Source organism: Aureimonas populi (genome assembly GCF_017815515.1).
In the GTDB taxonomy this organism is placed as follows: Bacteria; Pseudomonadota; Alphaproteobacteria; order Rhizobiales; family Rhizobiaceae; genus Aureimonas; species Aureimonas populi.
Map to the genome: position 1 here is coordinate 2,863,154 of NZ_CP072611.1, position 25,342 is coordinate 2,888,495.

Sequence of the window (25,342 nt, forward strand, 5' to 3'; positions counted from 1 at the left end):
TTCGGGTCGTCGGGACGAGAGATGCGAGGAGAAGGTCCGATGAAGAAGGTCGAGGCGATCATCAAGCCGTTCAAGCTGGACGAAGTGAAGGAAGCGCTTCAGGACGTCGGGCTCCAGGGCATCACCGTGACGGAAGCCAAGGGCTTCGGCCGCCAGAAAGGCCACACGGAGCTTTACCGGGGCGCGGAATACGTCGTCGATTTCCTCCCCAAGGTGAAGATCGAGGTCGTTCTTGCCGACGAGTCCGTGGCTGCGGCCGTGGAGGCCATTCGCAAGGCCGCCCAGACGGGCCGCATCGGCGACGGCAAGATTTTCGTGTCAAACATCGAGGAGGCGATCCGCATCCGCACCGGCGAAGCCGGCGTGGACGCCATCTGACCGCCCCGCATTCTTTCAACCCTATCGTCGAGACCAGGAGCCAGGGATGACATCGGCCAACGATATTCTGAAGCAGATCAAGGACAACGAGATCAAGTTCGTCGATCTGCGCTTTACCGATCCGAAGGGAAAGCTGCAGCACGTCACGATGGACGTGTCCATCGTGGACGAGGACATGTTCTCCGAAGGCTCGATGTTCGACGGTTCCTCCATCGCCGGCTGGAAGGCGATCAACGAGTCGGACATGGTCCTGATGCCCGATCCCGAGACGGCGCACATGGACCCGTTCTTCGCGCAGTCGACCATGGCGATCTACTGCGACATCCTCGATCCGATCTCGGGTGAGAGCTACAACCGCGACCCGCGCTCGACGGCCAAGAAGGCCGAGGCGTACCTCCAGCAGTCCGGCATCGGCGATACCGCCTATTTCGGCCCCGAGGCCGAGTTCTTCGTCTTCGACGACGTGAAGTACAAGGCGGACCCCTACAATACCGGCTTCAAGCTCGACTCGACCGAGCTGCCCTCGAACGACGATGCGGATTACGAGACGGGCAATCTTGGCCACCGTCCGCGTATCAAGGGCGGTTACTTCCCGGTTCCCCCCATCGATTCGCTTCAGGACATGCGCTCCGAGATGCTGACGGTGATGGCCGAGATGGGCGTCGCGGTCGAAAAGCATCACCACGAGGTGGCGGCCGCGCAGCACGAACTCGGCATCAAGTTCGACACGCTCGTGCGCAACGCCGACAAGATGCAGATCTACAAGTACGTGATCCATCAGGTCGCAAACGCCTACGGCAAGACGGCCACCTTCATGCCCAAGCCGGTCTTCGGCGACAACGGCTCGGGCATGCATGTCCACCAGTCGATCTGGAAGGCCGACAAGCCCACCTTCGCGGGCAATGAATATGCCGGCCTGTCGGACACCGCGCTGTTCTACATCGGCGGCATCATCAAGCATGCCAAGGCGCTGAACGCATTCACCAACCCGTCGACCAACTCGTTCAAGCGCCTCGTGCCGGGCTACGAGGCTCCGGTGCTGCTCGCCTATTCGGCGCGCAACCGTTCCGCCTCCTGCCGCATCCCCTTCGGCCAGTCGCCGAAGGCCAAGCGCGTCGAGGTCCGCTTCCCCGACCCGACGGCGAACCCCTACCTCGCCTTCTCAGCCATGCTCATGGCCGGCCTCGACGGCATCAAGAACAAGATCCATCCGGGCGCGGCCATGGACAAGGACCTTTACGACCTGCCGCCCGAGGAGCTGAAGGAGATCCCCACCGTCTGCCGCACCCTGCGCGAGGCGATGGAAAGCCTGGATGCCGACCGCGACTTCCTGAAGGCCGGCGGCGTGTTCGACGACGACCAGATCGACGCCTTCATCGACCTGAAGATGGCCGAGGTGCTGCGCTACGAGATGACGCCGCATCCGGTCGAGTTCGACATGTACTATTCGGTCTGAGCCTCGAGGCCGACCCGATCGAAGAGGGCCCCGTTCGCGGGGCCTTTTTTCGTGGCGGGTCTGCAACGGGCCGTCAGTTCCGGCCTTGTTTTCACCAGCGCGCCTTGAAGAACATTTCGTGAAAGTATACCCCTAGGCCATGGCACTTCATGGCGGGAGCAGGCGTTTGCGGGCAGCGGGAATAGGTCCTCTATGAGTGATGATCTGTTCTCCGGCGCTGCCGCGCGCAAGCCCGTGCGTGCCCCTGCCCGACCCCTCGCGGTGGCCGAGCCCTTTGTCCAGAACACCGAATATACGGCTGCCGATATCGAGGTGCTGGAAGGGCTCGAGCCTGTGCGCCGCCGCCCCGGAATGTATATCGGCGGCACCGACTCCAAGGCGATGCATCACCTTTTCGCTGAGGTGATCGACAATTCGATGGACGAGGCGGTCGCGGGCCACGCATCGGTCATCGACGTCTCGCTGGACGCGGATGGCTATCTCTCGGTGACGGATAACGGGCGCGGCATTCCCATCGACCCGCACCCGAAATACCGCGACAAGTCCGCGCTGGAGGTGATCCTCACTACGCTTCATGCGGGCGGCAAGTTCGATTCGCGCGTCTACGAAACCTCCGGCGGCCTGCACGGCGTGGGCGTTTCCGTGGTGAATGCCCTGTCGGAGCGGCTGGATGTCGAGATCGCGCGCGGGCGCAAGCTTTACCGGCAGTCTTATGCGCGCGGCCTGGCCGTCACCCCGCTGGAGGAAGCGGGCGACGTTCAGAACCGGCGTGGAACGCGCGTGCGCTTCAAGCCAGATCCGCTGATCTTCGGAGAGGAGGCGGCTTTCGAACCCGCCCGCCTCTTCGCGATGGCCCGATCCAAGGCCTACCTGTTCGGCGGCGTTGAAATCCGCTGGTCATGCGATCCCCGGCTGCTCGACGGCAGCGATCAGGTGCCGGCCCGTGCAAGCTTTCACTTTCCCGGCGGCCTGAAGGATTATCTCGCCGCATCCATCGGCAAGGAGCATCGCGTCACCTCGCAGATCTTCGCTGGCCGAACGGAGAAGGTCTCCGGCCACGGTGCGGTGGAATGGGCGGTGTCGTGGACGGCGGCCGATGGCTTCGTGCGTTCCTACTGCAACACGATCCCGACGCCCGAGGGCGGCACTCACGAGGCCGGCCTGCGTTCGGTCCTGCTGCGCGGACTCAAGGCCTTCGCGGAGATTTCGGGAAACAAGAAGGCTTCGATCATCACGGCGGACGACGTGATGATGACGGCCTCCGCCATGCTGTCCGTCTTCATCCGCGAGCCCGAATTCGTCGGGCAGACCAAGGATCGGCTGGCCACCGCCGAGGCGCATCGCATCGTGGAAGCCTCGCTCCGAGACAGTTTCGACATCTGGCTCGCTTCCTCGCCGCAGGATGCGGCCCGGCTGATCGAATGGGTGGTGGAACGCGCCGACGAGCGCCTGCGCCGCCGGCAGGAGAAGGAAGTCAGCCGCAAGACAGCAACGCGCAAGCTGCGCCTGCCCGGCAAGCTGGCGGATTGCTCGCAGACCGGCGCCGCGGGAGCCGAGCTCTTCATCGTGGAGGGCGATTCTGCCGGCGGTTCCGCCAAGCAGGCCCGAGACCGTTCGCGGCAGGCAATTCTTCCCCTGCGCGGCAAGATATTGAACGTCGCGTCGGCCGGGCGCGAAAAGCTGGGCGCCAACCAGCAGCTTTCCGACCTCATCCAGGCGCTGGGCTGCGGAACGCGCGGCAAATACCGGGAGGCGGACCTTCGCTACGAGCGGGTCATCATCATGACCGACGCCGATGTCGACGGCGCGCATATCGCTTCGCTGCTGATTACCTTCTTCTTCCAGGAAATGCCCGAGCTGATCCGCGAGGGGCATCTCTTCCTCGCCGTGCCGCCGCTCTACAAGCTGAGCCAGGGAGGCAAGACGGTCTATGCCCGCGACGACCGCGACCGGGAGCGTCTGATTGCGCGCGACTTCAAGGGGAAGGGCAAGATCGAGATCAGCCGCTTCAAGGGCTTGGGCGAGATGCTGCCCTCGCAACTGAAGGAAACGACGATGGACCCGCGCAAGCGCACGCTCCTGCGCGTGGAGATCGACGACGCGGTGGAAAGCGGCACGGCGGGGGCTGTCGATGCGCTGATGGGCAGCAAGCCTGAGGCTCGTTTTCGCTTCATCCAGGACCGCGCGGCCTTTGCCGAAGACCTCGACGTCTGACGCACCCGACCCATCTTGCCCTAGCGCTTCTCGCCAAAGGTTCGATACGATGTTGCTTCCGTCCCGCCTCGCCGCCGCTGCTGCCATTCTCGCCCTGGGGTCGATGCCGGTGGGGGCGCAGGAGAGCCCTCCTCCCGCGACCCCGGAGCCGCAGTCAGCCCCGCTCGCTTCGCAGCCCGCACCAGCCAACGGCCAGGAAAGCGCGGCTGACGGTGGGGCTTCAGCCGAAGACGAAGCCGCCGACATGCTTCGATCCCTTTCGCCGCTCGTGGCCGATGTTCAGGTCCTCGGTCCATGGATCGAAGGCGAGCGCCGGGGAATCTGGCGCACGGTCATGCTCCAGTCGCTCGACGAAACGACGGGAAACCGCTTCTTCGTTCAGCAACTCGAAAAGGATGGCGGGCAGGTTCGCGTCTCCACCAGCACCGAGATCGTGGAGATCGGGGAGCTGGACGGAGCGATCGTCAGCTATCGGCCCGACGCGCCCTCCGAGGCGCAGGCGGAGCTTCTGACCCTTTTCCTCGACATCGTGCCGCTGGATGGGGAGATCGCGGAAACCTACGAACTCTTTTTCACCTCGCAGGAACCCTACGTGTTCGGGCCGGCCTCGAATTGACGCGCAGCTTGGGTGCTGGCCGGGCACGCAAATAGATTCGCGCCCCACGCATTCGAGTAGAAGAAGGCTCGCGCACTACCTCCCTTTGGGATAAAGCTGTGCAGGAGGCCTGCAAATGCGAGTGTTATCGCCTTATTTGCCTGTCGTCAGCTTGACTCGTGCAAGTTGCGCGCTTATCGCCTCGGCAAAGGCAGATTTGCGGTCGCCGCCCCGTCTTTCACGAAGAGAACCATCGACTTCATGCCCTTTTCCGATCTCGGCCTGAGCGCCAAGGTTCTGTCCGCCGTCGAGGCTGCGGGTTACACCGAGCCGACGCCGATCCAGGCACAGGCCATTCCTCACGCTCTCGAGCGAAAGGATGTGCTTGGCATCGCGCAGACCGGGACGGGCAAGACCGCCTCTTTCGTTCTGCCCATGCTGACCTTGCTGGAAAAGGGGCGAGCGCGGGCTCGAATGCCGCGGACCCTCATCCTGGAGCCGACTCGCGAACTGGCCGCGCAGGTGGAGGAGAACTTCACCAAATATGGCGCGAATTCCAAGGTCGATGTCGCGCTTCTCATCGGCGGTGTCTCGTTCGACGAGCAGATCAAGAAGCTCGACCGGGGTGTCGATGTGCTGATCGCGACCCCCGGGCGCCTGCTCGACCATTTCGAGCGAGGGCGGCTTCTGATGACGGGCGTCGAGATTCTCGTGATCGACGAGGCGGATCGGATGCTCGACATGGGATTCATCCCGGACATCGAGCGGATCTGCAAGATGATTCCCTTCACCCGGCAGACGCTGTTCTTCTCCGCGACCATGCCGCCGGAAATCACGCGCCTGACGGAGCAGTTCCTCCAGAACCCGGTCCGCGTCGAAGTCGCCAAGGCCTCGTCCACCGCGCAGACGGTGGAGCAGCGCCTCGTCGCCTCGCGCAAGGAGGATTACGAGAAGCGCGAGACATTGCGAAAGATCGTCCGGGCGCAGGGTGAGGATCTCACCAACGCGATCATCTTCTGCAATCGCAAGCGCGACGTCTCGCTGCTTTTCCGCTCTCTTGAAAAGCACGGCTTCTCCGTTGGCGCCCTTCACGGCGACATGGACCAGCGCGCCCGCACGATGACGCTTCAGGGGTTCCGGGACAACAAGATCACGCTGCTGGTCGCTTCGGACGTGGCTGCGCGCGGTCTCGATATCCCGATGGTGAGCCACGTCTTCAATTTCGACGTCCCCATTCACGCGGAAGATTATGTTCACCGTATCGGGCGCACCGGTCGCGCAGGCCGCTCCGGCAAGGCCTTCACGCTCGTGACGAAGGCGGACAAGAAGTATCTCGACGCCATCGAGAAGCTGATCGGGCGCGAGATCGATTGGCTGGATGGCGATCTGACCTCGCTGCCGGCCCTCGAAGAGGATGACGACCGACCCGCGCGCGGCCGAGGCGCTAAGCGCCTGACCGAGCGCAAGCCGCGCGGCGGACGGGCGAAGACCGCCAAAGCCGATGACGCCACGACGGACGAGGCGATCAATTCGGAGCCGGCCATTGATGCGCCGGAGCCTGTTGCCGTCGAGGCGGACGCGCCGAACCCGCGCACCAGGAAGCGCGCACCGGCGAAAACAGCCAAGCAGCCTGAAGTTGTTCCATCTGCGCCCGTGGCCCCCTCACCTGCGCCTGCCCCGCGAAACGTGGATAACAACCGCAGGCGTGGAGGCGGCGGCGAAGCGACGCCGCTTGGTTTCGGCGACGACGTGCCGGCCTTCATGCTGATCACCACCGGCACCTAAACGCGTTGCGGTTATGAATCGAAAAGGGCGCGGCTCAGCCGCGCCCTTTTTCTTTTGTGAGGATCAAAGCTTAGCCGGCCGGCGCCAGCGCGGCGGGATCGGCCATCTTCAACTCAACCGACTCACCGCACCCGCAGGCCGAGGTCTGGTTCGGGTTGCGGAAGGTGAAGCCGGAGCGGAGCGTGGTTTCCTCGTAGTCCATTTCCGTGCCGAGCAGGAAGAGCACGGCTTCAGGCGCCACGAAAACGCGCGCGCCTTCGCGTTCCACCGAATCCTCGCCGGGCGCCGATTCGGTCGCCAGGCCGATCGTATATTCCATGCCGGCGCAGCCGCCCTTCTTGACGCCGACGCGGATGCCGAGCGCCTCGTCACCCTTCGCCGCCACGATCTCGCGCACACGGGCGGCGGCAGCGTCGGTCATGGTCAAAACAGAGAAGCGGCCCATAAGTGGTCCCTCTTGAAAAACGGCGATCCTTCGAGCGAAAGATGGGCGTAATGGCCCCTCAGCGCAAGCGTCGCGGATAGTTCGGCCAGAGGCCGGGAGTGGCGAGTTCGACGAGGTTGCCGGATGGATCGTGCAAGTAAAGGCTGGTGCCGCCCTGCTTCCAAGTCACCTCGCTGGCGACCGTAATCGCGAATTGATCGAACCGCGCGCGCCATTTCGGCAGGCTTTCCTCCGCCACGGCGAAGGCGACATGGATGGCGCCGCCGGCATCATGCGGCGGGATGGTTCCGCCCGGTGTCTCCACCGGTTCAAGCGTCGCGCCCTTCACGAACAGGATCAGCACGGAGGCAGGGCCGAGTTCATAAACGGCCATGCGGGATTCGGAGAAGATCGGCTTCAGGCCGAGCACGTTGCGGTAAAAGTCCGTCGCCGCCATAAGGTCGTCCACATAGAGACACGTCTCCAGAACGCCCTCGATTTGTGGCGCCATCGTCTCAATACCAGCCGACCGCGACCTGCGCTTCCTCGCTCATGCGCTCCGGCGTCCATGGAGGATCGAAGACCAGTTCGACCTTCACCGACTGAACGCCGCCCACCGAGGCGATGGCATTCTCGACCCAGGTCGGCATCTCGCCGGCCACCGGGCAGCCGGGCGCTGTCAGGGTCATCTCGACATCGACATTGCGGTCGTCGTCGATGTCGATCTTGTAGATCAGGCCCAACTCGTAGATGTCCGCCGGAATCTCGGGATCGTACACCGTCTTCAACGCGGCGACGATCTCGTCCGTCAGCCGCGTCAGCTCTTCCGGGGGGATGGTGGAGCCGGCCGCGGGGCCGCCTGCCATCGCTATGTTGGCCTCGGCGGTGCTTGCCGCGGGGGCGGCTTTCAGATCCGTCTCGTCCATTTTCTCATCCTCAGGCGAAGAATCGCCGTGCTTTTTCCAGCGCCTCGGCCAAGATGTCGATCTCGGCATGGGTGTTGTATAACCCGAACGACGCCCGGCATGTAGAGGTCGCGCCGAACCGCTTCAACAGCGGCTGGGCGCAATGCGTGCCGGCACGCACCGCCACGCCCTCGCGATCGATCACCATGGACACGTCGTGGGCGTGGATACCTTCCAGGTCGAAGGAAACAATCGCGCCCTTGCCCGGAGCCTCGCCGTAGATACGAAGCGAGTTGATCGCCTTGAGGCGTTCATGGGCGTAATCGCGCAGGCTCTCCTCGTGGGCGAGAATCGCCTCGCGGCCGCGCCCGCTCATATAGTTCAGCGCCGCGCCTAGCGCGATCGCCTGCACGATCGGCGGGGTGCCCGCTTCGAACCGGTGCGGCGGCGCATTGTAGGTGACGTTGTCCTCGCTCACCTCGACGATCATCTCGCCGCCGCCGTTGAACGGGCGCATTTTCTCAAGCATCCCGGCCTTGCCGTAGAGAATGCCGATGCCGGTCGGGCCGTAGACCTTATGGCCCGTGAAGACGTAGAAGTCGCAGTCGAGACTCCGCACATCGACGGGCAGATGCACCGCGCTCTGGCTTCCATCCACCAGCACCGGAATGCCACGCGAATGGGCGAGTGCGACGACTTCCTTCACCGGCGTCACCGTGCCCAGCACGTTCGACATGTGCGTCATCGCCACGAGCTTGGTGCGCGGCGTGATGGCGCGCTCGAAGGCCTCGACCGAGATGGACCCGTCATCCTCCACCGGTACGAAGACGAGCCTGGCACCCTGCCGCTCCCGTATGAAGTGCCACGGGACGATGTTGGAGTGATGCTCCATGATGGTGAGCACGATCTCGTCGCCCTCGCCGATCTCCGGCATTCCGTAGCCATAGGCGACGAGGTTTATTGCCTCCGTCGCCGAGCGGGTGAAGACGACTTCCTCGCTGCTGCCGGCGTTAAGAAAGCCGCGCACGGTCTCGCGCGCGGCCTCGAACTCCTCCGTGGCCTTGTTGGAGAGGAAGTGCAGCCCGCGATGAACGTTCGCGTAGTCCTCGCTATAGGCCTTTTGGATCGCATCGAGCACGGCCTTCGGCTTCTGGGCCGAGGCGCCGTTGTCGAGATAGACGAGCGGTTTCCCATAGATCTCCTTAGAGAGGATGGGGAAATCGCGCCGGATGGCTTCGACGTCGTAGGCGAGTGTCCGATTATCCATCGCCATGCTCCTGGGCTGGGCGGCGAGCCGCTCGTTCAAGCCGCCGCCACCTTGCGCGCCGTGCGCTCCACGGCCAGCCACTCGTCGATCCGCGCCTCCAGCGCCTCCACGGCCGCCTCGTGCTCGATCTCCTCGACCACCTCGTCGACAAAGGCCTTTACGAGGAGCGCGCGGGCAGTGTGCTCGGGAATGCCGCGGCTCATCAGATAGAACAGATGGTCGGCGTTGATCTCGCCCGCTGTCGCGCCGTGGCCGCATTGAACGTCGTCGGCGAAGATTTCAAGCTCCGGCTTGGCCGAGAAGTCTCCCTCGTCCGACAGGAGAAGAGAGTTGCAGGCCAGGCGCGCATCGGTCTTCTGTGCGCCCTTCGCAACGCGGATCATCCCCTGGAAGACGCCGTGGCCGCCCGTCACGACATTGCGGAAGATTTCCGTCGAAGTCGTGTTGGCGACGAGATGGTTCAAGGTCGTGGTGACGTCCACATGCTGGCCTTCCTGAAGAAGGTTCACGCCGCGAATCTGGATGTCCGCCCCCTCGCCTTCCGTCACGGCGTGGATTTCGGTCCTCACCACCGCGCCGCCGGCATTGAGGATGAAGACGCGCAGAAGCGAATCGGCGCCCAGCCGCACATTCAGTTGGCCGAGATGGCTTTCGCCCTCCCCCTTGGCGTTGTCGACGATCCAGAGCACCTCGGCCCCGTCGCCGAGCGTCAGTTCGTTCACAGCCGTCGAAAGCGCGGTGGACGATCCGGGCGAAAGGCGCTCCACCACCACCGCCTTGGACTTCGCGCCGAGGAAGACCGAGGAGAAGGCATGGCTGCCGCCGCTGCGCGGTTCGGCTCGCAGCTCCAGAGGCGCCGCCACCTGCGCGGCATCGGCGATCGATATGGAAGACCCCGTCGCGCCGAGCGCGGTGTTCAGAACCCGAACCGTGTCGAAGTCGCGGTCCAGATGGTTGACCGGGCGGTTCCAGTCGAGCGGGCTTTCGGAGCGCTCGATATGCACGCCGGCCACCGGATCGTTGCCGGAGGGTTCGGCCCCGAGTTCCACGACGGCGCTGCCCGCCAGAAGCGGAGAGAGATAGCTCGTGGCCGCCACCGAGCCGGCGTCCGTCGGGCGGCGGCCCAGAAGGGCGCGAAGGTCGGTATAGTGCCACGCCTCCACGCGGCGGCTTGGCAGCCCTTCCGCGCGCAGCTTCTCCAGCGCCGCCTGCCGGTTGGCATCGGAAACGGCGAGGCTTCCCTCGGCGCGCTGGATCAGCGCGGTCTCGGCGGGGGTGCGGGTGTTGGCAAGCGACATGGCTCAGGCCGCCTCGTCGATGACCTGGGCGTAGCCCTGCTCTTCCAGGTGCAGCGCCAGTTCCTTCCCGCCGGAGCGGATGATGCGGCCCTTGTAGAGCACATGCACCGTATCGGGCACGATATGCTCAAGAAGGCGCTGGTAGTGGGTGATGACGAGGAAGGCGCGCTCGGGCGAACGCAGCGCGTTCACGCCGTCAGAGACGATCTTCAAGGCGTCGATATCGAGACCCGAATCGGTCTCGTCCATCACGCAGAGCCTGGGCTCCAGCAGCGCCATCTGCAGGATTTCGGCGCGCTTCTTCTCGCCACCCGAGAAGCCCACATTCAGTGGCCGCTTGAGCATGGCGGGGTCGATCTTAAGATCGGCGGCCGAGGCTTTCACACGCCGCATGAAGTCCGGCGTCGTCAATTCGCCTTCGCCGCGCGCCTTGCGCTGCGCGTTCAGCGCCGTCTTCAGGAAGGTCATGGTCGCGACGCCCGGGATCTCCAGCGGGTACTGGAAGGCGAGGAACACGCCGGAGGCGGCGCGCTCGGATGCGTCCATCTCGAGGATCGACTCACCATTATAGAGGATGTCGCCCTCGGTGACCTCGTAATCCTCGCGGCCCGCGATGATGTAGGAGAGCGTCGACTTGCCGGAGCCGTTCGGCCCCATGATCGCGGCCACCTCACCGGCTTTCACCGTCAGGTCGAGCCCGCGCAGGATCTCGGTGTCGGTATCGGCCACGCGAGCGTGGAGATTGCGGATTTCGAGCATGGTGTTCTTCTTCGGTTTTACGGAGCCGGTCCGCGAGGCGGTCTCCCGGCCAGGATGATCTTGAGTGGCGCCGGAGCCGGCGGCCTTAGCCGACGGAGCCTTCCAGGCTGATTCCGATGAGCTTCTGCGCCTCCACGGCGAACTCCATCGGAAGCTGCTGGATGACGTCCTTGACGAAGCCGTTGACGATCAGCGCCACGGCCTCCTCCTCCGGGATGCCGCGCTGCATGCAGTAGAAGAGCTGGTCCTCGGAGATTTTCGAGGTCGTGGCCTCGTGCTCGAACTGCGCGGTGGAGTTCTTCGCCTCGATATAGGGCACGGTGTGCGCGCCGCATTCCTCGCCGATCAGGAGGGAATCGCACTGCGTGAAGTTGCGGGCATGCGCGGCCTTGCGCATGGCCGTCACCTGGCCGCGATAGGTGTTGTTCGAATTGCCGGCCGAGATGCCCTTGGAGATGATGCGGCTCGACGTGTTCTTGCCGAGATGGATCATCTTGGTGCCGGAATCGATCTGCTGGTAGCCGTTGGAGACGGCGATCGAGTAGAATTCCCCACGCGAATTGTCGCCCCGCAGGATGCAGGAGGGATACTTCCAGGTGATCGCGGAGCCGGTTTCCACCTGCGTCCACGAAATGCGCGAATTGTCGCCACGGCAGTCGCCGCGCTTGGTGACGAAATTGTAGATGCCGCCCTTGCCTTCCTTATCGCCCGGATACCAGTTCTGGACCGTGGAATACTTGATCTCGGCATCCTCGAGGGCGACCAGCTCCACCACGGCGGCGTGAAGCTGGTTCTCGTCGCGCTGCGGCGCGGTGCAGCCTTCCAGATAGGAGACGTAGGAGCCCTTGTCGGCGATGATGAGCGTGCGCTCGAACTGCCCCGTGTTCCGCTCGTTGATGCGGAAATAGGTGGAAAGCTCCATCGGGCATCGTACGCCCGGCGGCACATAGACGAAAGAGCCATCCGTGAAGACGGCGGAGTTCAGCGTCGCGAAGAAATTGTCCGACACCGGCACGACCGAGCCGAGATACTTCCTCACCAGCTCGGGATGCTCACGCAGCGCCTCCGAGATCGGCATGAAGATCACCCCGGCCTTCTCCAGCTCCTTCTTGAAGGTCGTGGCCACCGAGACCGAATCGAACACGGCGTCCACCGCGACGCGCCGCTCTTCTGCGGGCGCGATCTCGTTGCCGTCCTCATCATACTGAGCGACGGGAGCCGGCTTCACCACGCCGGCGAGAATCTCCTGCTCGCGAAGCGGGATGCCGAGCTTTTCGTAGGTCCTCAGGATCTCCGGGTCCACCTCGTCGAGCGAAGCGGGGCCGGACATGGATTTGGGCGCGGCGTAGTAATGAATGTCCTGGAAGTCGATCTCGGGATAGTCGAGACGCGCCCAGCCCGGGCTCTCCATGGTCTTCCACCGCTCGAAGGCGGCCAGGCGCCATTCCAGCATCCATTCCGGCTCGTCCTTCTTCGCCGAGATGAGGCGGATGATGTCTTCGTTCAGCCCTTTGGGGGCGACATCCATCTCGATCAGCGTTTCGAAGCCGTACTTGTACTGATCGACGTCGATCCGGCGAACCTGATCGATCGTTTCCTGGACTGCGGGCATCTCAATGTCTCCATACACGCCGGATTCAAGGTCCGGCAGTTGGGCAGGTCGTATCCGGGGCCTGTTTATAATCGTTCAAATGGTCGTTCCACCGCAAAAGTTGAAGGCTTGCGGCAGGAATACGGTGCTTTTCGCCCTCAGGCGTCGTGGAGAACGGCCTGCGAGGCGGCCGCCCGCTCGATCAAGGGCGCAATCGCTGCTTCCATAGCATCGATCTCGGCCTCTGTCGTCTCGAAGCCAAAACTGATTCTCACTGCCCCGAGGCTCGGGTCGATGGGCAGGCCGGCTCTCGCATGGGCTGCCAGAACCGGGCTCGACGCCACCTTGCCGGACGCGCAGGCCGAGCCGGCGGAAACGGCGAACCCCTTCAGGTCGAGCGCGATCTGCGCCGTTTCCGCGCGCAGGCCGGGCGCCGTGACGAAGATCGTGTTGGCGAGGCGCTCGGCGCCGCTTCCGATGATCACGGCCCCGCGCGCTTCCAAAGCGCTTTCCAGACGGGCACGCAGCGAGCGAAGCCGTTCGATCTCGCCCTTCGAACGACGGGCGGCGAGCCTTGCGGCCGCCGCGAAGCTGGCGATGGCCGGCACCGCTTCCGTGCCCGCCCGGTGGCGCCGCTCCTGCCCGCCCCCGCGGACGAGTGGCAGGGGTGCGAAGGCGGCATCCCGGAGCACGAGCGCGCCCACACCCATCACCGCGCCGATCTTGTGCCCCGACAGGATCACCGCATCGGCGCCCAGCGCCGCGATATCGAGAGGGCGGCGGCCCGCGGCCTGGACCGCATCGGCGACGAAGACGACGTCGCGCCCCGCCAGCGCGGCGCGGATCGGCTCGATCGGCTGAATGACGCCGCTTTCATTGTTGGCAAGGGTGATGGCCAGCATCGAGGTTTGCCCGCCCGCCGCCTCCAGCCAGCGCGTGAGCGCCTCCGGAAGCAGCCGGCCGTCGCGGTCCACCGGCAGCCGCGTGATCGCAGCCGGCTCAAACCGCCCGCCCTCCTGCGTGCACGGATGGTCCGTTTCTAGAACGGCCAGACGGGAGATTGCCACCGGCATACCATCGCGATGCCAGAGCGGCACGAGGGCGGCATTGGCCGCCTCGCTCGCGCCGCTGGTGAAGACGACGCCGTCCGGCGCGGCGTGCACCAGACCCGCGATGGCCTCGCGCGCGTCCTCCACAAGGGCCCGCACGCCACGACCCTCTCGATGGACCGAGGACGGATTGCCCGCCGTCAGCGCCGACACGAGCGCCGCCCGCGCCTCCGGCACCAGGGGGGCGCTGGCATTGTGGTCGAAATAGAATCGCGTCTGCGCCGTCATGTCCGCTCGCTGCGTCCGGCCCGTTGGGCGCCCTCGCGCCGTTCCCATGGCATCGAAGCGCAAATTCCTTGAATTGCGAAGGGTGGACAGCCTACAAGGCGCCGTCAAGGAATTCGCCCAAGTTTTTGAATTGTTCTAAACTTGAACGTAGAAGGCGACCCCGCCGCCGTCAAGGCGCGGGGCCCGGCCCCCGATCCGTCAGGACAGACCCTTATGCCCGAAGTGATCTTCAACGGCCCTGCCGGCCGCCTGGAAGGCCGTTACCAGGCCGCCAAGGAAAAGAACGCTCCCATCGCCATCGTGCTGCATCCGCATCCGCGCTTCGGCGGCACGATGAACAACCAGATCGTCTACCAGCTCTTCTACATGTTCCAGGAGCGCGGCTTCACCACCTTGCGCTTCAACTTCCGGGGCATCGGGCGCAGCCAGGGCGAGTTCGACCACGGGGCGGGCGAACTGTCCGATGCCGCCGCCGCGCTGGATTGGGTGCAGACCCTGCATCCCGATTCCAAGCACTGCTGGGTGGCGGGCTATTCCTTCGGCGCCTGGATCGGCATGCAGCTCCTGATGCGCCGGCCGGAGATCGAGGGTTTCATGTCCATCTCCCCGCAGCCCAATTCCTACGACTTCTCGTTCCTGGCGCCCTGCCCGTCCTCGGGCCTCATCATCCATGGCGACAAGGACCGCGTGGCGCCCCCCAAGGACGTGCAGACGCTGGTGGACAAGCTGAAGACGCAGAAGGGCATCCTGATCACGCAGAAGACGCTGGAGGGGGCCAACCACTTCTACACCGATCACACGCCCGAGCTGATGGCCGAATGCGCGGACTATCTGGACCGCCGCCTTGCCGGCGAACTCTCCGCGCCCAAGCGCCTGAAGTAAGATTTCGAGGACCGGAATTTCGATGACCCGCTTCAAGTCCGATTTCCTGCGCGTCCTCGACGAGCGCGGCTTCATTCACCAGATCTCCGACCCCGAAGGGCTGGACGCGCTGGCGCTGAAGGGACCGATCACCGGCTATGTTGGCTACGACGCCACGGCTACGTCGATCCATATCGGCAACCTCATCACCGTCACCATGCTCTACTGGTTGCAGGAGACGGGGCACAAGGCGATCAGCCTGATGGGGGGCGGCACGTCCATGGTGGGCGACCCCTCATTCCGCGACGACCAGCGCCGCCTTCTCACGCCCGAGCAGATCCAGACGAACATCGACGGCATCAAGCGCGTCTTCGGCAACATCCTTCGCTACGACGGCCCGAACCCGGCCTTGATGGTGAACAATGCCGACTGGCTCCTGAAGCTCAACTATGTCGAGTTCCTGCGCGACGTTGGCCGCCATTTCTCGGTCAATCGCATGCTGTCGTTCGATTCGGTGAAGCTGCGGCTCGACCGCGAGCAGTCGCTCAGCTTTCTCGAATTCAACTACATGATCATGCAGGGCTACGACTTCACCGAGCTGAACCGTCGCTACGGCACGGTGCTGCAGATGGGCGGCTCCGACCAATGGGGCAATATCATCAACGGGGTCGATCTTAGCCACCGCATGGGCGGCCCGCAGCTCTACGCGCTGACCACCCCGCTCCTCACCAAGGCGAGCGGCGAGAAGATGGGCAAGTCGGCCTCAGGCGCGGTCTGGCTGAACGGCGACCTCTTCAGCCCGTACGATTTCTGGCAATATTGGCGCAACACGGAGGATGCCGATGTCGGCCGCTTCCTGAAGATCTTCACGCGCCTGCCGCTCGACGAGATCGCGCGCCTCGCCGCTCTCGGCGGGTCGGAGATCAACGAGGCCAAGAAGATATTGGCAACCGAAGCCACCGCGATCGTCCACGGGCGCGAGGCCGCGACGCAGGCGGCCGAAACCGCCCGCACGACCTTCGAGGAAGGCAGGCTGGCCGAAAGCCTTCCCACCATCGAGATCGCTTCGTCCGAGCTGGCCTCGGGCGTCGGCGTGCTGACGCTCCTCGTGCGCGCGGGCCTTGCCGGGTCGAACGGCGAGGCGCGGCGCCATGTCCAGGGCGGCGCCGTAAGGGTGAACGACCAGTCCGTTTCGGACGATCGCAGGATCGTGGGCGACGGCGACCTGAAGGAGGGTGTCGTCAAGCTCTCGGTCGGACGCAAGAAGCACGTTCTCGTGCGCCCGGCGGCCTGATCAATATTCGAAGATCTGGCGAAAGATCCCCGGCGCGATGATGGAGATCGGGTTGACCGTCAGCGTCGGGGAAGCGAAGGCACCTGACAGGCGGTAGGTGATACCCAGAAGACCGCCTTCGTTGCCGTTGCCGAGGATCTGCCCCACCAGCGGGATCGCGCCGAAGATGCGGTTCACCGTATAGGCGGGCATGAAGGAGCCGGAGATGGCAATGCGGCCCTGGCTGTCGTAGAGCGTGCCCTCGAAGCTCGAGCCGAAGACCGGCCCGCGAAGAATGCCGTTGCCGATCTGGAACGTGCCCCCGGAATAGGCCAGCGCCGCCGAGGCCTGATCGAAATAGGCGCGGCTGGTGCGCAGGTCTCGCCCGACCGCCTGCGAAAGGCTCCCCTGCCCCGCCACCGGCTCGCTGCCCACGATGCGCTCCAGGCGCGGTTCGTCGACCAGCGTGAAGTCGGAGATAGCGAAGGTTCCTCGATAGCCCGCTTCGTCGGTTCCCAGAAGGTCGAGCCGCCCCTGTCCGCCTTCCATGTGAGGGTAGACACCCGTGAAGCGCAGCAACGCGCCGAGGTCGGACGCGGTCAGGCGCACGGCGCGCTCCTCGCCGCTGGGCGCAAGATCGCCGCGTACCGGGCCGCTGCCGAGCCGTCCGCCGAGCGAAAGCGCCGCCAGCCGCCCTTCATGCGCGGTGTAGTTCATCGAAAGGTTCTCCAGAACCCGCTCGTTGAAGCCCCCCACCCGCTCGATGGAGGCCGACACGTCCAGCGCGCGGCCCGGGTCTCGCGCGCCCGGCTTCTGGCTGAGAGCCCCTTGCAGGGACTGGAGAAGGGGCCTGGCATCGAACCGTGCGCCCTTCACCTCGATCGAATAGCCGTTGCCGCTGCGCTCGATCTCCGCACTGACGTTGTCGCCGGGGTTCAGCGTCACGTCGGTCAGTTGCGCGCTGCGCAGCCCCTGCGCGTCGAGGAGAGCCGAGCCGGCGGCCGCGAAGCCCGCGCCGTCGAGCCGCATGTTGCGCAGGTGCGTGAGACCGTCCGCTTGCTCCATCTCCAGGTCGAGCGTGGCGGCGACGCCGGGGCCCTTGGTCCACGCCACCGCCGGCACCGAAAGCCGGGTATCGGTGAGGTCCAGCCGCAGATGCGTGCCCGTGCCGTCCTGTGTCACCTTCGCGCTCAGCGCGCCGTCGAGCGAGCCAGCGAGCGCGGGCGCGATGGCCCTGGCCTTCTCGGCGGTGACGGCCAGGTCGATCTCGATCCGCCGGCCCTGCGCCGCAGCCGCGCCGAAGGGAATGGACAGGGCGATCTTCGCCGGCATCTCGTCCATCGCGCCCTCGAGCGTGCTCTCTGCAAGCCCGGGCGCTAGCTTGAGAGAGCCGGTGAGGTTGGAGAAGCGCCTCCCTTCCAGCGGCTCGGCAAGGCTCACATCCATCAGCTCCGCATCGGCGGACCAGCCGCGCACGATGTCGCCGGGCGCGATGTCCTCCCCGATCCTGAGCCGGGCTTTTGCCACGGCCCGGCCCGTGCCGCGCGCGCCGCCGGGCTCGATGGGGCCGGCGCGAAGGGCCCGGATGGGCGCCGCGTCCGCGATGGCCAGAAGTTGCGACACGTCGCCCACCGCATCCACGCTGAGGTCGATATCGGTCTCGCGCGCCGTCGTATCCTGCGGCCGGGAGAAGGTGACGGAGGACGGCGCCAGGACGACGGCTTCGTAGCCCGCTACCATCGCGTCTTCCGCCATGATCTCCGTCCGGCCGCCGCGCATCCGCAAGGCGCCGTGCACCTGATAGACTCGCGGCAGGGCGCCGACCGTCGCGAAGTCCGCGTCCTCGATGGAAAGGTCCATCCGCAACTCGTCCGGCCGTGGCCCCGCCCCGGGGCCGAAGGCGGGCCGGAAGCGGTCCAGCCTCACGTCTACCGCGATGCTCCCTTCGCGCACGCGACCCTCGTCGCCCATATTGGCGATGGACCACCGCCGCGCGCCGCCGCCGATGTTGAACGGCCAGAAGGCCTTGATGGCGGCTGCGCCGAGATCGAGGGCCTTCAGGTCGAGCCGCACGCGGCCGGCGGGCGAGGAATAGTCGAGCGCGCCGGTGCCCTCCAGGCTGCCCGTTCCGGACGCGAGCGCGAACTGCGTCAGCTCGGCTCGCCGCCGGGCGAAGTCGAGGAATCCTTCCAGTGAAAGATGGGCTCGCGTGTTCTCCCCCTCCGCCTGCCCGACGGTGGACATGAGGTCGCTCGCGTCGAGGTCGAAGCGCAGGCCCCCGGACGCTTGCGGTCCGTCGCCGAGGGGGCGCAGCGAGCCCGCGAGCTGGAAGGACGTTCCGGCGAAGCGCATCGGGCTCGGCAGGAGAAGCACCTCGTCTGCCCCGGCCTCATGGCGCAGGCGGAGCTGCGCCGAATCCACGCGCGTGCGGTTGCGGCCCGCCTGGAGCGCGCCCGGCCCGGTGCTCAGCACCAGATCGGACACGAGCTTGCCGCTTTGTGCCTCGCGCGCGACGCCAAGGGTCACGGCAAGATCGGCATCGGTGCCGAAAGGCCGCTCGTCGCGCACTTCCGTGATCGGCGCGGGCGGCACCACCTGCCGCAGCTCGACCGGCCCGGAACGCAGGGAAAGCGAAGCGAGCTTCCCTCCATTGTCGAAGGCCGCGTCTCCCCCGAGCGAAAGCGCAAGGCGCCCGATGGAAAAGCCGGTGGAGAGGCTGAGCGCCCCTTCGCGCGAGCGGCGCAGTTCGGCGAAATCGATCCGCGCCCGCTCGAAGGCGCCGGACAGGCGCGGAATGCCGTCTATGGTGATCTCGCGGAAGGCCAGCGTGTCGAAATGCAGCGCCTGCAACGCCTCGATCTGCCGCTCCAGAAGCCCCACGATGCCTTCCGACAGGCGCGAGATGGTCGAGCGCTCGTCCGCCTCGCCGCCTCCGGCGTTCGGCGGAGATATGATCAGGCGCTCGAAGGTGGACAGGTCGATGCGAGCGCCCTCGATCTCCAAGCGTCCGAACTCGATTCCCCCGCCCACGAGCGGAAGGAGGCGGATGCCGAGGGCCACGCGGTCCACCTCGGTGATCGTATCGGGCTCATCGGCCCGCCGGACCGAGGCGCCGGTCCATTCGATGGCGAGCGTTCCATCCGGGCGCATGACAACGGTCTGCTCGCCCAGGTCGCTCTGGTAGGCAGGGCCGAGCAGGCGCGCGATCGCAGCCTGCGTGCGCTCGCGCAGCAGGTCCTGTCCGGTCTGCGAGAAGAGCAGGAAGGCTCCCGCGCACACGACCGCGATGCAGAGCGCGAGGGCGAGGCCGAAAAGGCCCGTGCCCAGGCGAAGAAGCGTCCTCGTCATACGGCCTTCGTGTGAATCGTCGGATGGCGCGTAACCGCTTCCATTCCCGAACGCCACCGTCGATTGCGCATCGCCTGCCCTGTGCTGCCCGGAGAATGGTCGAATCCTTCTCGAGCAATGATGGTGCCAGAATCGAGCGGACGCGCTAAGCCAATTTCACTTCACTTTGCCGAAAGGAAGGCGCATGTCCCAGCTTCAGGAAGGCCAACCCTGCCCCGATTTCACCCTGCCGGATATGGAGGGCGGAACCGTTTCGCTGGCCGATTTGAAGGGCCGGCCCTTCGTTCTCTACTTCTACCCCAAGGACGACACCACCGGCTGCACCGCAGAGGCGCTGGGCTTTTCGGCTCTGGCAGCCGATTTCGCTTCCCTCGGCGTGCCCGTCATGGGCGTTTCGCCCGACCCGGTGGCCAGGCATGTCCGCTTTCGCGACAAGCACGGGTTGAATGTGCGCCTTTTGTCGGACGAAGGCAAAGAGCTGATCGAAGCCTTCGGGCTGTGGGTGGAAAAGAGCCTTTACGGCAAGCGCTACATGGGCGTGGAGCGCACAACGGCGCTGGTCGGCCCGGCTGGAGAGATCGTGCGGTTCTGGCGCAAGGTCAGCGTGAAGGGGCACCCCGAGGAGGTGCTGGCCGCCGCAAGGGCGCTGGCGGCCTGAGACTTATGGTGAGAGGAAGTCTTAACCTTAACGCCGTCTAATCACCGGATCACAGATGCGCGATCCTTGACGGGCAGACCCATGACGAATTCGGCGCCGGCCTCCTCGATCTTCCCCAGCCGCCGGACGCCGCACACGATCATTCTGGCGCGCGGCGACAAGGTGCGTCACTGGACCGTTCGCCCTTGGGTGCTGTTCGCGGCGGCGGGCGGTCTCGCCTCGCTGGTGGCCGCCTGCGTCGCTTCCACCGCTCTCTTCCTGATGAGCGACGATATCGCTTCCGCCTTCCGGGCGCGTGAGGCGCGCACCGTTTCGGCCTATGAGGAGCGCGTGGCGCATCTGCGCGGCCAGCTCGACACGCTGGCCAGCCGCCAGCATTCGGAGCGGGAAACGCTGGCCGCCAAGGTGGATCGCCTGATCCTTCGCCAGGACATCATTGCCGCGCGCTATTCCGCGCTGGAGCCGGTTCTGGAGGATGCGCGGGAGGTGGGCCTCGTGCCCGCATCCGTCGCCTTGCCCACGGCCCGGCCGGAAGCTAGGCACCTCGCCTACGCGCCGGAGAATGAGGCCGTCGATTCCATCTTCGGCTCTTTCGACCTGAAAGCCGATGGATCGGGCCACCCCGTCGAAGCGCTGGAAAGCGACGTCCTGCCGCTCCTCCGCCGCACCATCGAGGGAGTGGAGGAGCAGCAGGCGAGCCAGCTCGGCGAGCTTCTTGAGGCGGCCGAGGGGCGCGTGGCGCGGATCGGCCGTGTGCTCGGCGCGCTCGGCTTGGGCAAGCCGGCGGAAGAGCCGGGCATGGGTGGCCCTTATATTCCGGCACCCGGCGAGACCTTCGCCGACGATCTGGATCGCCTGTCGGCAACGCTTGGCCAGCTTCGGCATCTGCGCTCGTTGGCCGAGACCACGCCCGTCGCCGCGCCCATCGAGGGCGGCGTGCGCAGCAGCGGCTTCGGTGTGCGCCGCGATCCCTTTCTGAATCGCCGCGCGCTCCACGCCGGTGTGGACTTCGCCGTCGCGAGCGGTACGCCCGTCCACGCCGCGGCGGCCGGCACCGTCACCCGGGCCGGGCGTGCCGGAGCCTATGGAATCCTGGTGGAGATCGACCACGGCAACGGCCACACGACACGCTATGCGCATCTCTCGTCCATCGACGTGGCTGTGGGAGACGATGTGCGGCCAGGGCAGATGCTGGCCCGTTCGGGCTCCACAGGTCGCAGCACGGGCCCGCATCTGCACTACGAGGTGCGGGTGGAGGGGGAGGCCGTCAATCCCTCACCCTATCTGAAGGCAGGGCGTTCCCTCGCCGGGGTTCTCTGAAGAGAAAGGGCCGGAATGCTTCCGGCCCCTTGCCTTTGTGTCAATCGACGTCCTGCACGCTGATCTCGCCGCCATGGACACGATGGGCCAGCGCGGCTTCGATGAACTCATCGAGATCGCCGTCCAGCACGTCCTGGGGCGTTGTGTGCTCCACGCCGGTGCGAAGGTCCTTCACGAGCTGGTAGGGCTGAAGCACGTAGGAGCGGATCTGGTGTCCCCAGCCGATCTCGGTCTTCGAGGCGGCCGTGGCGTTCGCCACCTCCTCCCGCTTCTTCAACTCCTCTTCGTAGAGGCGCGCGCGCAGCATGTTCCAGGCGGTTGCACGGTTCTTGTGCTGGGAGCGTTCGCTCTGGCACTGCACGACGATGCCGGTGGCCAGATGCGTGATGCGCACGGCCGAGTCCGTCGTGTTGACGTGCTGCCCGCCCGCGCCGGAGGCGCGGTAGGTATCGATGCGCACATCGCCTTCCGACACGTCGATCTGGATGGAATCGTCCACGACGGGATAGACCCAGACCGAGGCGAAGGAGGTGTGCCGGCGCGCCGCGCTGTCATAGGGCGAGATGCGCACCAGCCGGTGCACGCCCGATTCCACCTTCAAGCGCCCATAGGCATTGTGGCCCTTGAGGAGGATGGTCGCGGACTTGATGCCCGCCTCCTCTCCCGAGTTCTGCTCCAGCACCTCCACCTTCATCTGTGCGCGCTCGCCCCAGCGCATATACATGCGCAGGAGCATCGAGGCCCAGTCCTGGCTCTCGGTGCCGCCGGCGCCTGAATGCACTTCGAGATAGGTGTCGTTGCTGTCGGCCTCGCCCGAGAGAAGCGTGTCGATCTGGCGTTGAGCGACCTCCTTCTGAAGGGCGCGGATGGTCGTCTCCGCCTCCTTCACGATGGAGGCATCGCCCTCCTCCTCACCCATCTCGATCAGCTCGATCGAGTCGGAGAGCGACTGTTCCAGCGCGCGGATGCCGGCGATCGCCTCGTCCAGCCGCTGGCGCTCCTTCATCAGCTTCTGGGCTTCCTGCGGATCGTCCCAGATAGCCGGGTCTTCCGCCTTGGCGTTCAGCCTTTCGAGCTCCTTGAGGGATTGATCCCAGTCAAAGATGCCTCCTCAGCAGGCTTACGGCCTGCTTGATTTCGTCGACGATCGTTTCGATCTCGGCACGCATATGCCGCTACCCTTCATGTCATGGTCGGGGAAAACGAGCGGGACCATAGGGACCACGCCCCCGCCTGTAAAGGCGAGGCATGCCCTGCCGCGCGGTGTCAGAAAAGGCCGCCCGCGCCGGACATGATCGCCCGCTCCACCTGGGCGGAGGGCGCCGGAGGCGCGGCCGCCGCCGAATCCGCGCCGATGACCTCGTAGACGTTCGAAGGACCGGTTCCGGGCTTGAAGGCCTCCAAAATGGTGCCCTCCCCGCCCGCCGGCGCCTCCATGCCGGTGCGCCGGTCCACCATGATCTGCGTCATGCCGTCCGGGATGCGGAAGTCGGCCGGGGGCACGCCTTCCAGAGCCTCGCGCATGAAATTCACGAAGATCGGCGCGGCCAGCCCGCCGCCCGTGGCGCGGGGGCCCAGATTGGCCGGGTTGTCGTAGCCGATGAAGACGCCCGTGACGAGATTGGGCGTATAGCCGACGAACCAGACATCCTTGGAATCGTTGGTGGTGCCTGTCTTGCCGGCCACCGGCACGCCCAGTTCGCGCACGGCCGTGGCCGTGCCGCGCTGCACCACGCCCTCCATCATGGAGGTAATCTGGTAGGCGGTCATCGGGTCTAGCACCTGCTCGCGATGGTCGATCAGTTCCGGCTCGGCCTGATGGCCCCAGCCGGTGGCGTTGCACGAGTCGCACTGGCGCTGGTCATGCCGGAAGACGGTGCGTCCGTAACGGTCCTGGATGCGGTCGATGAGCGAGGGCTCCATGGAACGGCCGCCATTGGCCATCACCGAATAGGCGGAGACGAGGCGCAGCACCGTGGTCTCGCCCGAGCCCAGCGCCATAGGGAGATAGCGCCCCATGCGGTCGTAGATGCCGAAGCGCTCTGCATACTCGCCCACGAGGTCCATGCCGATCTCCTGCGCGAGGCGCACGGTCATCAGATTGCGCGAGCGCTCTATGCCCGCGCGAAGCGTGGAGGGGCCGGCCCCGGCGCCGTCGCCGCCGTAGTTCTTCGGCTCCCACACATTGCCGCGCCCGTCCGAGATGGAAATCGGCCCATCCATCACCACCGAGGCGGGCGTAAAGCCGTTGTCGAGCGCGGCGGCATAAACGAAGGGCTTGAAGGCCGAGCCCGGCTGGCGGCGCGCCTGCGTGGCGCGGTTGAACTCCGACTGCGCGTAGGAGAAGCCGCCGACCAGTGCGCGCACGCGGCCCGTATGCGGGTCCATCGCCACCAGAGCGCCCTGTACGCGCGGCGGCTGGCGCAGGACATAGGCCGTCCCGTCCGCCTTCTCCTCCAGATAGACGACATCGCCCGGCGCCAGCACCTGGTCGACGCGCGAGGCGTTACGGCGGTTGCCCTCCCGGATGACGCGCAGAGCCCAGCGCATATCGCCGACCGGCAGTTCGATCGTCTCGCGCTCGGCCCGCAGCGCGCCCGATACCTCGCGGCCCGGATGCAGGCCCAGCGTCGCACGGTCGCTGCCCGCCTCGATCACGACGGCGAGGCGCCATTCCGGAACGTCAGCGAGCGGCGCAACGGCACCGACGGCCGTGCCCCAGTCATCGCCCAGATCGACGGTCTCCACCGGCCCGCGGAAGCCTTCCGCTTCGTCGAAGGAGACGAGGCCGTCATGCAGCGCCTTGCGCGCCTGAAGCTGCATCTGCGGGTCGAGCGTGGTGCGCACGGAGAGCCCGCCCTCGTAGAGCGCGTCCATCCCGTAGCGGTTGATGATCTCGCGCCGAACCTCCTCGGTGAAGTACTCGGCGGATGCCAGGTAGGTGCCTGTGGGGCGCGGGTTCACGTCCAGCGGCCGGGCCGAGGCCTCGTCCGCCTGTTCGGGCGTGATCACCCCGTTCTCCTCCATGCGCGCGATGACCCAGTTGCGGCGCCCCATCGCCGCTTCGGGGTTGCGGAACGGGTTGTAGTTCTCGGGCGCCTTGGGCAGCGCCGCGAGATAGGCCACTTCGTGGATGTCGAGCTCGCTGACGGCCTTGTCGAAATAGGCGAGCGAGGCCGCAGCCACGCCATAGGCGCCCATGCCGAGATAGATTTCGTTGAGATAGAGCTCCAGGATACGGTCCTTGGAGTAGGCGCGCTCCATGCGCAGCGAAAGGATGGCTTCCCTCACCTTCCGGTCCACGGACTGCTCGGGAGTGAGGAAGAAGTTCTTGGCCACCTGCTGCGTGATGGTGGAGCCGCCCTGCATGGGGCCGCCCTGCGCCAGCACCAGCGACGCGCGCAGGATGGCTTCGTAGTCGATGCCGGCATGGTCGTAGAAATTCTTGTCCTCCGCCGAGAGGAATGCGTCCTTCATCAGCTTGGGAATCGCCTGGATCGGCAGGAACAACCGCCGCTGGCGCGCATATTCGGCCATCAGGTCGCCATCGGAGGCATGGATGCGCGTGGTGACGGGCGGCTCGTAATTGGCCAGCACCTGATAGTCGGGCAGGTCACGGCCCATGGCGGAAATATACCAGCCGACACCGGCCGCGCCGATCAGCGCCAGCACGCTTCCGATCCCGAAGAAATAGCCGATCAGCCGTAACATGAGGGGCGCCCCGCTTGCATTCGCCTCGCGCCGCATCGCTCGCGTCGCCTGCGCCGCGCTGCGGCGCCGCCTCTTCCCGGTGCGACGTCGGCGGCTTGGCCACAGGCGTTGAATGATAATTAAGGCGTCGCCATGTTGCGACGCCCTCCGGCGCGATTGTTG

General features: G+C 65.7%; 20 protein-coding genes. 9 read left to right on the top strand and 11 right to left on the bottom strand.

Going from position 1 to position 25,342, the window contains the following annotated elements; translation table 11 throughout:
- Window positions 1–39 precede the first annotated feature (39 nt).
- The 5 genes from J7654_RS13480 (at window position 40) to J7654_RS13500 (ending at window position 6,428) form a co-directional block, all read left to right on the top strand.
- Window positions 40–378, top strand: a complete 339-nt coding sequence (locus J7654_RS13480) for a P-II family nitrogen regulator (protein WP_209736404.1) — start codon at window positions 40–42, stop codon at window positions 376–378.
- Between the two features lie 46 nt (window positions 379–424).
- A complete protein-coding gene (gene glnA, locus J7654_RS13485) occupies window positions 425–1,834 on the top strand; it encodes a type I glutamate--ammonia ligase (RefSeq protein ID WP_209736405.1) in 1,410 nt (469 codons plus the stop codon).
- Window positions 1,835–2,026: 192 nt separating this feature from the next.
- On the top strand, window positions 2,027–4,048 hold the full coding sequence (parE, locus tag J7654_RS13490) for a DNA topoisomerase IV subunit B (protein WP_209736406.1): 2,022 nt from the start codon (window positions 2,027–2,029) through the stop codon (window positions 4,046–4,048).
- A gap of 244 nt (window positions 4,049–4,292) precedes the next feature.
- Complete coding sequence (locus J7654_RS13495) at window positions 4,293–4,664, top strand: hypothetical protein (RefSeq protein ID WP_209736407.1); 372 nt, start codon at window positions 4,293–4,295, stop codon at window positions 4,662–4,664.
- A 240-nt stretch (window positions 4,665–4,904) separates the two neighbouring features.
- Entirely contained in the window at window positions 4,905–6,428 is a 1,524-nt protein-coding gene (locus J7654_RS13500) for a DEAD/DEAH box helicase (RefSeq protein WP_209736408.1), read from the top strand.
- A gap of 70 nt (window positions 6,429–6,498) precedes the next feature.
- Here J7654_RS13500 and sufA read toward each other — a convergent pair whose 3' ends face one another.
- The 8 genes from sufA to J7654_RS13540 form a co-directional block, all read right to left on the bottom strand.
- Entirely contained in the window at window positions 6,499–6,873 is a 375-nt protein-coding gene (sufA, locus tag J7654_RS13505; RefSeq protein ID WP_209736409.1) for a Fe-S cluster assembly scaffold SufA, read from the bottom strand.
- Window positions 6,874–6,931: 58 nt separating this feature from the next.
- The gene (locus J7654_RS13510) at window positions 6,932–7,309 is read right to left on the bottom strand and encodes a VOC family protein (RefSeq protein ID WP_245195504.1); all 378 of its coding nucleotides are present in this window, start codon (window positions 7,307–7,309) and stop codon (window positions 6,932–6,934) included.
- A gap of 58 nt (window positions 7,310–7,367) precedes the next feature.
- Window positions 7,368–7,778, bottom strand: coding sequence for an SUF system Fe-S cluster assembly protein (locus J7654_RS13515; protein ID WP_209736411.1), 411 nt, complete (start codon window positions 7,776–7,778; stop codon window positions 7,368–7,370).
- A 10-nt stretch (window positions 7,779–7,788) separates the two neighbouring features.
- A complete protein-coding gene (locus J7654_RS13520) occupies window positions 7,789–9,024 on the bottom strand; it encodes a cysteine desulfurase (protein ID WP_377946409.1) in 1,236 nt (411 codons plus the stop codon).
- Between the two features lie 35 nt (window positions 9,025–9,059).
- Window positions 9,060–10,322 carry a Fe-S cluster assembly protein SufD gene (gene sufD / locus J7654_RS13525; protein ID WP_209736412.1) on the bottom strand — a complete coding sequence of 421 codons (1,263 nt, stop codon included), beginning with the start codon at window positions 10,320–10,322 and terminating at the stop codon, window positions 9,060–9,062.
- Window positions 10,323–10,325: 3 nt separating this feature from the next.
- A complete protein-coding gene (gene sufC / locus J7654_RS13530) occupies window positions 10,326–11,081 on the bottom strand; it encodes a Fe-S cluster assembly ATPase SufC (protein WP_209736413.1) in 756 nt (251 codons plus the stop codon).
- 85 nt (window positions 11,082–11,166) lie between these two features.
- Window positions 11,167–12,693 carry a Fe-S cluster assembly protein SufB gene (gene sufB / locus J7654_RS13535; RefSeq protein WP_209736414.1) on the bottom strand — a complete coding sequence of 509 codons (1,527 nt, stop codon included), beginning with the start codon at window positions 12,691–12,693 and terminating at the stop codon, window positions 11,167–11,169.
- A gap of 137 nt (window positions 12,694–12,830) precedes the next feature.
- The gene (locus tag J7654_RS13540; RefSeq protein WP_209736415.1) at window positions 12,831–14,009 is read right to left on the bottom strand and encodes a cysteine desulfurase family protein; all 1,179 of its coding nucleotides are present in this window, start codon (window positions 14,007–14,009) and stop codon (window positions 12,831–12,833) included.
- 213 nt (window positions 14,010–14,222) lie between these two features.
- On the opposite strand from J7654_RS13540, the gene J7654_RS13545 reads away from it, so the two are divergent.
- Both J7654_RS13545 and tyrS read left to right on the top strand, forming a co-directional pair.
- Complete coding sequence (locus J7654_RS13545; protein ID WP_209736416.1) at window positions 14,223–14,891, top strand: alpha/beta hydrolase; 669 nt, start codon at window positions 14,223–14,225, stop codon at window positions 14,889–14,891.
- A 22-nt stretch (window positions 14,892–14,913) separates the two neighbouring features.
- On the top strand, window positions 14,914–16,164 hold the full coding sequence (gene tyrS / locus J7654_RS13550; RefSeq protein WP_209736417.1) for a tyrosine--tRNA ligase: 1,251 nt from the start codon (window positions 14,914–14,916) through the stop codon (window positions 16,162–16,164).
- On the opposite strand, the gene J7654_RS13555 is transcribed toward tyrS, so the two are convergent.
- On the bottom strand, window positions 16,165–19,491 hold the full coding sequence (locus J7654_RS13555; RefSeq protein WP_209736418.1) for an AsmA-like C-terminal region-containing protein: 3,327 nt from the start codon (window positions 19,489–19,491) through the stop codon (window positions 16,165–16,167).
- A 184-nt stretch (window positions 19,492–19,675) separates the two neighbouring features.
- Here J7654_RS13555 and J7654_RS13560 point away from each other — a divergent pair, with 184 nt between their 5' ends.
- Both J7654_RS13560 and J7654_RS13565 read left to right on the top strand, forming a co-directional pair.
- Complete coding sequence (locus tag J7654_RS13560; RefSeq protein WP_209736419.1) at window positions 19,676–20,149, top strand: peroxiredoxin; 474 nt, start codon at window positions 19,676–19,678, stop codon at window positions 20,147–20,149.
- Window positions 20,150–20,230: 81 nt separating this feature from the next.
- Window positions 20,231–21,469, top strand: a complete 1,239-nt coding sequence (locus tag J7654_RS13565) for a M23 family metallopeptidase (RefSeq protein WP_209736420.1) — start codon at window positions 20,231–20,233, stop codon at window positions 21,467–21,469.
- A gap of 40 nt (window positions 21,470–21,509) precedes the next feature.
- On the opposite strand, the gene prfB is transcribed toward J7654_RS13565, so the two are convergent.
- A protein-coding gene (prfB, locus tag J7654_RS13570) for a peptide chain release factor 2 (protein ID WP_209736421.1) occupies window positions 21,510–22,638 on the bottom strand; the annotation gives its coding sequence in 2 pieces (ribosomal slippage) (window positions 21,510–22,568 and window positions 22,570–22,638; 1,128 coding nt in all).
- Between the two features lie 97 nt (window positions 22,639–22,735).
- Window positions 22,736–25,180, bottom strand: coding sequence for a penicillin-binding protein 1A (locus J7654_RS13575; protein ID WP_209736422.1), 2,445 nt, complete (start codon window positions 25,178–25,180; stop codon window positions 22,736–22,738).
- Between the last annotated feature and the right edge of the window lie 162 nt (window positions 25,181–25,342).

Coding starts and splice junctions, on each gene's coding strand:
- glnA (WP_209736405.1), top strand. CDS start 425: ATGACATCGGCCAACGATATTCTGAAGCAGATCAAGGACAACGAGATC.
- J7654_RS13515 (WP_209736411.1), bottom strand. CDS start 7,778: ATGGACGAGACGGATCTGAAAGCCGCCCCCGCGGCAAGCACCGCCGAG.
- J7654_RS13560 (WP_209736419.1), top strand. CDS start 19,676: ATGTCCCAGCTTCAGGAAGGCCAACCCTGCCCCGATTTCACCCTGCCG.
- parE (WP_209736406.1), top strand. CDS start 2,027: ATGAGTGATGATCTGTTCTCCGGCGCTGCCGCGCGCAAGCCCGTGCGT.
- J7654_RS13495 (WP_209736407.1), top strand. CDS start 4,293: ATGCTTCGATCCCTTTCGCCGCTCGTGGCCGATGTTCAGGTCCTCGGT.
- J7654_RS13565 (WP_209736420.1), top strand. CDS start 20,231: ATGACGAATTCGGCGCCGGCCTCCTCGATCTTCCCCAGCCGCCGGACG.
- J7654_RS13540 (WP_209736415.1), bottom strand. CDS start 14,009: ATGACGGCGCAGACGCGATTCTATTTCGACCACAATGCCAGCGCCCCC.
- sufD (WP_209736412.1), bottom strand. CDS start 10,322: ATGTCGCTTGCCAACACCCGCACCCCCGCCGAGACCGCGCTGATCCAG.
- sufB (WP_209736414.1), bottom strand. CDS start 12,693: ATGCCCGCAGTCCAGGAAACGATCGATCAGGTTCGCCGGATCGACGTC.
- tyrS (WP_209736417.1), top strand. CDS start 14,914: ATGACCCGCTTCAAGTCCGATTTCCTGCGCGTCCTCGACGAGCGCGGC.
- J7654_RS13520 (WP_377946409.1), bottom strand. CDS start 9,024: ATGGATAATCGGACACTCGCCTACGACGTCGAAGCCATCCGGCGCGAT.
- J7654_RS13575 (WP_209736422.1), bottom strand. CDS start 25,180: ATGTTACGGCTGATCGGCTATTTCTTCGGGATCGGAAGCGTGCTGGCG.
- sufA (WP_209736409.1), bottom strand. CDS start 6,873: ATGGGCCGCTTCTCTGTTTTGACCATGACCGACGCTGCCGCCGCCCGT.
- sufC (WP_209736413.1), bottom strand. CDS start 11,081: ATGCTCGAAATCCGCAATCTCCACGCTCGCGTGGCCGATACCGACACC.
- J7654_RS13555 (WP_209736418.1), bottom strand. CDS start 19,491: ATGACGAGGACGCTTCTTCGCCTGGGCACGGGCCTTTTCGGCCTCGCC.
- J7654_RS13510 (WP_245195504.1), bottom strand. CDS start 7,309: ATGGCGGCGACGGACTTTTACCGCAACGTGCTCGGCCTGAAGCCGATC.
- J7654_RS13480 (WP_209736404.1), top strand. CDS start 40: ATGAAGAAGGTCGAGGCGATCATCAAGCCGTTCAAGCTGGACGAAGTG.
- J7654_RS13545 (WP_209736416.1), top strand. CDS start 14,223: ATGCCCGAAGTGATCTTCAACGGCCCTGCCGGCCGCCTGGAAGGCCGT.
- J7654_RS13500 (WP_209736408.1), top strand. CDS start 4,905: ATGCCCTTTTCCGATCTCGGCCTGAGCGCCAAGGTTCTGTCCGCCGTC.